Source organism: Candidatus Glassbacteria bacterium (assembly GCA_019456185.1).
Lineage (GTDB): Bacteria > Gemmatimonadota > Glassbacteria > GWA2-58-10 > GWA2-58-10 > JAJRTS01.
Map to the genome: position 1 here is coordinate 1 of VRUH01000025.1, position 10,270 is coordinate 10,270.

Here is a 10,270-nt window from a genome sequence, read left to right on the forward strand (position 1 = left end):
TCCCTGCGGGAGCTGCAGGAACTGGATGCCGGTGGCGGAGAGAAAATACCCACTCTCGTCGAGGTTTTACTGCTGATTGGAGATAAGTGCGCGATTAATGTTGAACTGAAAGGTTTGGGAACCGCCGCGCCGGTTGCGGAAATCTTGAGCCGGTTTGCCGGGGGCAAAGGAATCCCCTGGGATAATTTCGTGGTCAGTTCGTTCGACCATGACCAGTTGGCCGAGTTCAAGGAGATCGAGCCGCGTATCCGCCGCGCACCGCTGTTCGGCGATGAGCTGCCCGTGGATTTTATCGATATCGCCCACGGCCTGGGCGCCTGGTCGGTCAACCTGAACAAAAAGACTGTCAGCGCAGAGGTGGTGGAGCGCTGTCACCGCGAGGGCCTGCCAGTGCTTGTCTACACTGTCAACGACCCGGACGAAATCACACGGATCAAGGCTCTGGGAGTCGACGGAATTTTCTGCGACTACCCGGACAGACTCTGATGAGGCTCTGCCGGTACCTGAGAGCAGGAGGAAACAATGCGAACTTTCTACGGTCTTCCGCTATTCGCTGCTTTCGTGCTTTGTTCAGCGGGGAGTGATCTGTCAGCCGAAAAAATCAAGGTCGTCATCGACACCGATATCGCCGAGGATATCGACGACATCCTCTGCACGGCGTTCGCGCTGGCCAGTCCGGAGTTCGAGGTGCTGGCGATCACCACGGTGGACGGCAACGTGGCCGCCCGCAGCCGGGTGGCCCGTAAAGTAGCCCAGCTCTACGGCCGCCCCGAGCTGCCGGTGGCCGAGGGCTACGTGCGCAATATCCCCCTGCCGGACACAACCTATCTGGGATTCAGCGGCGGTGTGCGCTATGGCGAGGTCGCACCGGACGAGGAAGGACTTCCGCCGCCGTCGCTGCTCAAAGCCGATGAACTGATCGCGCGCCTGGCCGAGCGCTATCCCGGCGAGGTCAGCGTGGTCACTATCGGCTCGATGGCCAATATCGGGCAGCTGCTTACTCGTTATCCCCAAAGCGCGGCCAAGCTGAAACAGATTGTCTCCAACGGCGGCAGTTTCAGCCGCGAACAGCACAGTATCGGCTGGAACCTTCGCTACGACCCGATTGCGGCGATCACCGCCGCCCGCTCGGCCGTACCCTGGGTGCTGCTCTCCGAGTCCACCAGCCGCTTCTGCGGCCCGCGTGCGGAGGATGTCAAGCGGTTGGAGGAATCAAAGCTGCCCACGGCAAAATTACTGGTCGATGCAATCAGGTGGTGGCGCACCAACAAGGTGGACGCCACCTCGCTGCCCCACGTGAGTGACCTCAATGTGTTCGCCTACCTGCTTGGCGGCTGGGTGGAGACAACCCCGGGGCACGTCTTTATCGAAATCGGCCCACGCGGTTTTTTACCCGGTTTTCGCGTGGAGGACAACCCGGAGGGACGAATATTGCTCGGCCGCGAGATTCCCAGGGACAAGGGCGCTGAATTGCGGGAAATTTTCATGACCCGGCTGCTGAGCGAGCCGATCCACAGGTGAAAGAATGAGAGTTGACAATGTAATTAATAATGGATATTATAGGTTGGGATAAAATTGTTATTGTTAGCTCATAATGTACGGGAGGATCGAATGAATATAGAAGTAACTTATGGTTTTCTCGCAGCGATTAATGAGCAGAAAGAAATAAAAGATTTAGGAGAAATATTTATTCCTTTAATAAAAAGAGCTTTGTCTAAATTGAATGAAGAAGGAGTAAAAGAAGGAATTTTATCTGACATTAAGGAGAGAGCAGATAGAATATATTCGTTGGATATACCATATCCATTGTTGGATAAGATGGTTAGAAATATTAGCATTGAAGAAAACGAAAAGCAACCAGGGAGTTTCAAATACTTTTCCGATAGAGGTTTTATGATGGAAAAGTATATATTTGCAGACTACGAAGATATTATTAAACAACAAGAGAAAAACATTAACCTGCTGGAAGATGAATTTAAGAAATATGTAGAAGATGAAACCACAACAAGCGACGAGATGCCCGCCGTTGTTGATTTTATAGATCAAAACACAAAGGCATTATCAGAATTCTTTGCAAATTGTCAGGAACCAAAGATAGACGCTGGTTATTTTCTGCACGCTAAATTCTTATTAAAATTGCAGGAAGATAATAAAGAATTATTTGAAACAGCCAAAAAGATCTACTTGGGTTCTATAATTGCAAGTTATTTAACGATGGAAATTGAGCAAACTGAGCACGATTGTGAATTGCTATTAGATACTTCATTTATTGTTAGCCTTTTTGGTTTGAGTTCCCAGGAGCATGAGCATACCAGTTTGAAAGTTCTGGATTTAAGCCAAAAGTTGGGTTATACCATTGCTGTTTTATCCGAAACTATTGAAGAAACGGCAGCGCTTTTAAGAAGAAAAGCAAGAGAATTTCGTGCATTCAATCTAATGCAACAGATAAAATCAGATGATGTATACGCAGCCTGCAAAAGGAAAAATTATAAGGCAAACGATTTAATAAGATTCGCATCTAGTTTGGCTAAGAGATTGGAGAATGACTACAATGTCAAATCGGTAATGTTAGAAAGAGACTTTATAGAGGAGGTAAAGAAAACTGATATTTATGAAAAGCTAAAAAAAAGGGAAAGTAATCCTGAAGGTGCTTTGCATGATGCCGTCGCCATCCACTATGTCCATCAAAAAAGAAGAGATAAGACTATTAAGTATTTTTGTGAGTCCAGTGCTTGGTTTGTAATTTTTCCTGAAAGTGGCTCTGCAAAATTACTATCTGATCCCGAGGGTTCTCTTTTTGCCTCCATTCCCGCAGATTATTTGTTAAATATTTTATGGCTCACTAACCCGCGGCTGTTTTCGCCAGAAATTGTGGAAATAGGATTAACCAAACTTATATCTGAAACAATAAATAGCTCTTTGCCTTCACGAAAACTGCTAAAGGAGTTGGATGATAACATCTCCAAATATGCAGGAGATAAATTGCTGCCTGAAGAAGTTTTTTCTTTATCAGTTCAGATTGCTAACAATACATTAACGAATTTGGAACCACTCAATAAAAAAGCTTCAGAATCCCCAGATGAATTTATCTCAGAATTGAAAGAATTATGTGTAAAGCACAACAGGCTGTTGGAAAAAAATAAAGAAGAGATAGCAAATAAAATAAAAGAACTTAAAGAAACTAGTGCGTCTCATTTGGCAGACTTGGAAAAGAAATTTGAGCGGCAATTACAGGAAGAAAAAGCGCTAGCAGAAATGAAGGTTTCTGAAGTTCAAAAAAAATCGGAGAATGAAACGAAAGTGGCGGAGTATTTTTCAATGTCAAAAACTTCAACTACTTTATTCGCATTGGCAAAAAGTAAGATAAGGTTATATAAATTGCTAGTTTTTTCTGCGGCAACTATTGGTATTATAATTGGAATCTATATAACTCACCTAAAGGGTTGGGATTCTATTGAGCCGAAGGCTTATTGGATCACTTTATCGATAATTGTAATTGTTGCATTTATTAAAACTGTTTTAGATATGGATAATATAAATATCAGAAATATTTGGAGATTTTTGGAAAAAAAGAAATATAAGGATTTATGCAAACAATTTGAATTTGATGATGATCTTTTTCGAGAGCTCGAGAGGGAATTGTCCGGCTCTAAGCTTATCAATAATAACTAAACATGGATTTGTAATATCGCTTTATCAGCGATAGATATAGTTTTATTCAGCCTCTATTTCATCGGAATAGTGGCGTTCGGCCTCTTTATCGCCCGCCGCGAGAAACCCACCAGCCGCGACTACTTCCTGGCCGGAGGAAAGCTGCCCTGGTACGTGATCGGGGCCTCGCTGACCGCCAGTAATATCAGCGCCGAGCATTTTGTCGGCATGATCGGCTCGGCCTACGCTGTCGGGCTGGTGGTGGCCAACCTGGAGTGGGGCAACTGGCTCACCTACACCCTGCTGGTCTGGGTTTTCCTGCCCTACTACATGCGCTCCGGCCTGTTCACCATGCCCGAGTTTCTGGAACGCCGCTACAACCGCACCTGCCGTTATATCTACGCGGTTGTCACGCTGGTGACCTATATCACGGCGTTCATGGCCGCGATCCTGTACGCCGGCTCCCTGGTGCTGGAGGCCCTGTTCGGCCTGCCGCTGGTCTGGGGGATCCTGCTTATCGCGGTCACGACCAGCGTTTATACGATCTACGGCGGCCTGCTCAGCGTGGCCTGGACCGATTTCGTCCAGTTTATCGTCCTGTTCGCCGGCGGATTGATAGTAACCCTGCTCGGCCTGGATGCGGTTGGCGGGCTGGGTGTCCTGCTGGCCGGGCTGCCGGAGAAATTTTTCATGTACCTCCCGGCAAACCACCCGGAGTTCCCGTTTCTGGGGATTGTGGGCACCGTGCTGTCGTCGAGCATGTGGTATGTCTGCACCAACCAGTTCATGGTCCAGCGCTGCCTGGGGGCGCGCAGCGAGTGGGACGCGCGCATGGGCGGGGTGGCCGCCGGCTGGATGAAACTCGTGCTGCCGTTCGTGATCTGCCTGCCGGGGATAATCGCGTTCAAGCTGCTGGGTCCGGGCCAGGACCCGAACCACGTGTTCGCCCTGCTGGTTTCCCGGCTGGTGCCGGCGGGGCTTTCCGGGCTGATTATGGCCGGGCTGGCCAGCGCGGTCATGAGCACGATCAGCTCCGCGCTCAACTCCGCCAGCACGGTGGCGACACTCGACCTGATTCATCCGTTGTGGAATAAGTCGGCCGATGAGCGGGAACTGGTACGGACCGGCCGCCTGGTGAGCGTGGTGATCATGCTGGGAGCGGTCGGGTTCGGGCTGTATTTCGCCGCCCAGCGCGGGCAGGTGTTCCTGATCGTGCAGAATATCTACGCTTATTTCGCCGCGCCGGTGGCGGCGCTGTTCCTGCTGGGCATCTTCTGGAAACGGGCCACGCCGGCGGCGGCCACGGTGACCCTGATTACCGGGTTCGCGCTCAACGAGATCGTGGACCGCCTGCTGTTCAAGCTTCAGGTGTTCGCACCTTACGACAGTTTTTTCAACCGGGCGGCAATCGTATTTTTCCTTTCGCTGGCTATCCTGTTTCTGACCTCGCTCGTGACCAGGCCCGCGGCCCGCGAGGTGGTGGAGGAAATCTGCTGGCGCCCGTCGGACCTCGGCATCCGCGAGGCGGGCCTGTCGCCGTCAAAGCGGCGCTGGCTTGTGGTTTCGTGGGCCGGGATGGTTGGATCGATCCTGCTGGTTTACCTGGCCCTCGCCGTGTTTCAGCGGCTGAATTCCTGATGTGTAATAATAACTCTCATTCTCGCTCTTTGGTCTTGTCGTCCTTGACATTAGCGCTTTTCTGAATTAACTTTCGCAAACTGTTCGGCCCTTCATGCGCCGCCGTCCCGATATCGTACCCGATTACCCCGGCGCCGCAAATTCCTGTTGTGAAAAATTTTATCAAGCTGGTATATATAACCACAGGGAGCTGTCCTGATTATTCACGCTTGTCGTGCAACCTTCTCGGTTTTTTTCGTTTAACAGGGCGGGGGAGAAACTGCCCTGGATTGTGGTGTACCTGCTTATACCTGAAAATAATTCAAGTACATTAGGGAGATTCAGATGAGTAAGAAGATGATCATGGTCGAGGGCAACACGGCCGTGGCGAACGTAGCGCACGCTACCAATGAGGTGATCGCGATCTATCCGATTACGCCCTCATCCGGGATGGGCGAGGTATCCGACGCCCTTAGCGCGGCCGGGATCAAAAACATCTGGGGCACTATTCCCGACGTTACCGAAATGCAGTCCGAGGGCGGCGCCAGCGGCGCGGTCCACGGCGCGCTGACCAGCGGCAGCCTGACCACCACGTTCACGGCCAGCCAGGGCCTGCTGCTGATGATCCCGAACATGTTCAAGATCGCCGGCGAACTGACTCCCACCGTGTTCCACGTCTCCGCCCGCTCGGTGGCCTGCCAGGCGCTCTCGATTTTCGGCGACCACTCCGACGTGATGACCACCCGCAGCACAGGTTTCGGCCTGTTCTGCTCCGGCAATGTCCAGGAAGCGCAGGACTTCACCCTGATCGCCCAGGCGGTCGCTCTGCGCAGCCGCGTGCCGTTCGTGCATTTCTTCGACGGGTTCCGGACCTCGCACGAGGTGCAGAAAATCGAGGGCCTGAGTCGTGAAGAAATGCTGCGGATGCTCGATGAAGACCTGATCGCCGAGCACAGAGCCCGCGCACTCAGCCCGGATAGGCCGACGCTCAAGGGCAGCTCGCAGAACCCCGACGTTTATTTCACCGGCCGCGAGACAGTGAATCCATACTACATCAAGGCTCCCGGCATCATGCAGGAGGAGATGGATAAGTTGGCCGAAATCACCGGCCGTCAGTACAAGCTGTTCGACTATGTCGGCCACCCGGAGGCGGAGCAGATCGTAATCATCATGGGTTCCGGAGCGGAGGCGATGCACGAGATGGTGGACTACCGCGCCGCTCAGGGTGATAAAGTGGGCATGATAAAGGTCCGCCTGTACCGTCCGTTCTCTATGGAGGCCCTGGCCGCGGCGCTGCCGGTGACGGTGCGGAAGATCGCCGTGCTGGACCGCACCAAGGAACCGGGTGCGCTGGGCGAGCCGCTCTACGGCGATGTGCGCACCGCCGTGGGCGAGGCCATGAGCGATGGCCTGGTCAACTTCGACGCTTACCCGGTGATCGTCGGCGGGCGCTACGGTCTCGGCTCGGCGGAGTTCAACGCCGCCATGGCCAAGGCCGTGCTCGACAATCTGGCCGCCGATAAGCCGAAGAACCATTTCACGGTCGGGATCCACGACGACGTCACCTACACCAGCCTCGAGTTCGACCCCGATTACGGAATCCCGCAGGAAGTGCACAAGTCGATGTTCTACGGGCTCGGCAGTGACGGTACGGTGGGAGCCAACAAGAACTCGATCATCATTATCGGCGAGAACACGGACAATTGCGCCCAGGGCTATTTCGTCTACGATTCCAAGAAAGCCGGGGCGGTAACTGTCAGCCACTTGCGCTTCGGCAAGGAGCCGATCCGCAGCACCTACCTGCTCAGGAAAGCCGACTTTATCGCCTGTCACAACTTCTCGTTCCTCGAAAAATACGACATGCTGGCCAATGCAGAACAGGGCGGCACGTTTCTGCTCAACAGCGCCTACGGGGCCGGAGAGGTCTGGGACAAGGTGCCTGTCGAGGTCCAGCAGGAGATTATCGATAAGAAGCTTAATTTCTACGTGATCGACGCGATCAAGCTGGCCTCCGAGCTCGGGCTGGGCGCCAGGATCAATACGATCATGCAGGCCGCGTTCTTCAAGATCAGCGGAATCCTGCCCGTGGAAAAAGCGGTCGAGGCGATCCGGAACTCGATCGAGAAATCGTACGGCCGCAAGGGCGAGCGCGTGGTGAAGATGAATTTCGACGCTGTCGATGCGGGCCTGAAGAATATCGAGCAGGTGGACGTGCCGGCCGGCGCCACCAGCAAGACCAGCATGATTCCCCCCGTTCCCGCCCACGCGCCCGAGTTCGTGCAGAATGTGACGGCCAGGATTATCGAGGGTAAGGGCGACCTGCTTCCCGTGAGCGCCATGCCCTGCGACGGTACGTTCCCCACGGGAACCACCCGCTACGAAAAGCGAAATATCGCGGTCGATATCCCGGTCTGGGAGCCGGACGTCTGTATCCAGTGCGGCCAGTGCAGCTTTGTCTGCCCCCACGCCTCGATCAGGATCAAGGCCTACGACGCCGACAAGCTGGAGGGCGCGCCGGAAACGTTCAAGAGTGTCGACGCCAAGACCAAGGCGTTCGCCGGGATGAAGTTCACCGTCCAGGTGGCGCCCGAAGACTGCACCGGCTGCGGCGTATGCGTGGAAACATGTCCAGGCAAGGAGAAGGACGAGAACAAGCAGCCCACCGGCCGCAAGGCGATCAACATGGCTCCCCAGGCCCCGCTGCGCGATCAGGAGGCCGAGAACTGGGACTTCTTCCTTGCGGTTCCCGATACGGACCCCGAACTCTACAGCCTCGGCAACGTCAAGGGCAGCCAGCTTTCCCGCGCCCTGTTCGAGTTCAGCGGAGCCTGCGCCGGCTGCGGCGAGACACCGTATGTCAAGCTGCTGACCCAGCTTTTCGGCGACCGCCTGATGATCGGCAACGCCACGGGCTGCAGCTCGATCTACGGCGGTAATCTGCCCACCACGCCTTATACCAGGCGCGCCGACGGCCGCGGGCCGGTGTGGAGCAACAGCCTGTTCGAGGACAACGCGGAGTTTGCGTTCGGCATGCGCCTCACCGCCGACCGCCAGCATACTTTCGCCACCGAACTGCTGGGCAGGATCGCCGGCCAGGGTATCGCCAGGGAATTGATCGCCGAGATTCTGGCGGCCGACCAGAGCGACCAGGCGGAAATTGAGGCCCAGCGCGGGCGGATTGACAAGCTGCGCGCCGAGCTCGAGGGCCGGGACATGGTGGAGGTCAAACGGCTGCTGACGGTGATCGACTTCCTGGTCAACAAGAGTGTCTGGGCCGTGGGCGGCGACGGCTGGGCCTACGATATCGGCTACGGCGGTCTGGACCACGTGATCGCCAGCGGCAAGGATGTCAACATCCTCGTGCTCGACACCGAGGTCTATTCCAACACCGGCGGCCAGATGTCCAAGGCCACGCCCCTGGGCGCCACGGCCAAGTTCGCCGCCGCCGGCAAGCCGATCGGCAAGAAGGACCTGGGCATGATGGCGATGAACTACGGCAGCGTCTACGTGGCCAGTATCTGCATGGGCGCCAACATGGCCCAGACAGTCAAGGCCTTCATGGAGGCCGAGAGCTATCCCGGACCCTCGGTCATTATCGCCTACAGCACCTGTATCGCCCACGGGATCAACATGACCACCAGCATGGACAACCAGAAACGGGCGGTGGCCAGCGGACACTGGATCAACTACCGCTACGATCCGCGGCTGGCGGCCGAGGGCAAGAACCCGCTGCATCTCGACTCCAAGGAGCCGACTATCCCGGTGCGCGATTACGCGTTCAAGGAAATCCGCTACCGCTCCCTGCTGAGTTCCGATCCCGAACGCGCCGAGATGCTGATGGCCCAGGCGCAGAAAGCAGTCAGCAACCGCTGGAACTATTACAAGAAGCTCAGCGAGATCGACTGGAGCGAGGTCGGCAGGGATTTTGAGTTCGAGGACGGCGACGGCGACGGCGACGGTGAAAAATAGTCGCCACCGTGATTGAGTGATTGCAACCCGATGACCGGGGACGTAGCTTGAGTGTGCGTTCCCGGTTTTTTTGGTGAACGAAAGTTACACGCCTCGCAGGAAGCTTCATCAATGCTTGGTTTGATTTGGGTGACAACCCCCGCCCCCGATTTATCGGGGCCACCCCCCTTTACAAGGGGGAATTGTAATGTGTACCTTTCTGAGCGGATACAATTAAAAGCATGCCGGGTTGTAGATTGATCGCGGGTTATGCGTTTTGAGCTTTGAATCCCCCTTGGCAAAGGGGAAACAGGGGGATGTGTTTTTTCGCTTTTTTACAGGGATAGAGTTTTTAAACCTGTAATGAAGGAGGATATAAAATGGACGGAACAACTTTACTTCACCGCCTGATCGCCTACGACCGCTGGGCCAACGCCCAAACCCATCAATCCCTGGCCCCGGTGACTGGCAAAGCGCCGAAAGCGGTGACCCTGCTGGCCCATATCCACATGGGGTGGGACGTCTGGATGGATCGGATAGGCAAAACCGAGGGGGAGATCGACTTGTTCCCCGAGCTGAGTCTTGACGAGTGCGGGGAAATCGGGCAGAGAGCGCAGGAACGCTGGGATCAATTCCTGGCCGAACTCGAGGATAACTGGTCTGACAGAGTGTACAGGGCAAAACTACTCGACGGCAGCGAGGCGAATTTCGCGCTTTGCGAGATCGTGATGCAGCTTGTCACCCACGGCTCTCACCACCGCGGGCAGATCAACACGCTCGTGCGCCGGGCCGGCGGAAAGCCGTTGAATACTACGTTCATGCGTTACGTGGTGACTAAGCGGGATTGAAGGTTGCTGCTGTCTTAAATTATGCCTGAAGTTTACCAAAGGAAAGCGGGCGCACACGCGGGTGCGCCCCTTGTATATTAGAGTTAGAGAATATTAAATATCTAGAGCCTTTTATATGACGGTTATTGGCACTGGTGACCGGGAGATCGTTCGCTACATACATCAGGGGCTTTTTCTAAGCGTGTGTAGGGGCGGACCCATGTGTC

At 54.5% G+C, this 10,270-nt stretch carries 6 protein-coding genes; all 6 read left to right on the forward strand.

Annotated features, from left to right (window positions below; genetic code table 11):
• The coding region (locus FVQ81_10405; GenBank protein MBW7996956.1) for a glycerophosphodiester phosphodiesterase at window positions 1–486 on the forward strand (486 nt) is incomplete at its 5' end.
• A gap of 36 nt (window positions 487–522) precedes the next feature.
• Window positions 523–1,521: a nucleoside hydrolase gene (locus FVQ81_10410; GenBank protein MBW7996957.1), complete on the forward strand. Its 999-nt coding sequence runs from the start codon at window positions 523–525 to the stop codon at window positions 1,519–1,521.
• A gap of 90 nt (window positions 1,522–1,611) precedes the next feature.
• On the forward strand, window positions 1,612–3,672 hold the full coding sequence (locus FVQ81_10415) for a hypothetical protein (protein MBW7996958.1): 2,061 nt from the start codon (window positions 1,612–1,614) through the stop codon (window positions 3,670–3,672).
• A 6-nt stretch (window positions 3,673–3,678) separates the two neighbouring features.
• The gene (locus tag FVQ81_10420; protein MBW7996959.1) at window positions 3,679–5,289 is read left to right on the forward strand and encodes a sodium/solute symporter; all 1,611 of its coding nucleotides are present in this window, start codon (window positions 3,679–3,681) and stop codon (window positions 5,287–5,289) included.
• A 324-nt stretch (window positions 5,290–5,613) separates the two neighbouring features.
• The gene (nifJ, locus tag FVQ81_10425) at window positions 5,614–9,237 is read left to right on the forward strand and encodes a pyruvate:ferredoxin (flavodoxin) oxidoreductase (GenBank protein MBW7996960.1); all 3,624 of its coding nucleotides are present in this window, start codon (window positions 5,614–5,616) and stop codon (window positions 9,235–9,237) included.
• Window positions 9,238–9,596: 359 nt separating this feature from the next.
• Window positions 9,597–10,064, forward strand: coding sequence for a hypothetical protein (locus FVQ81_10430; protein MBW7996961.1), 468 nt, complete (start codon window positions 9,597–9,599; stop codon window positions 10,062–10,064).
• Window positions 10,065–10,270: the final 206 nt, after the last annotated feature.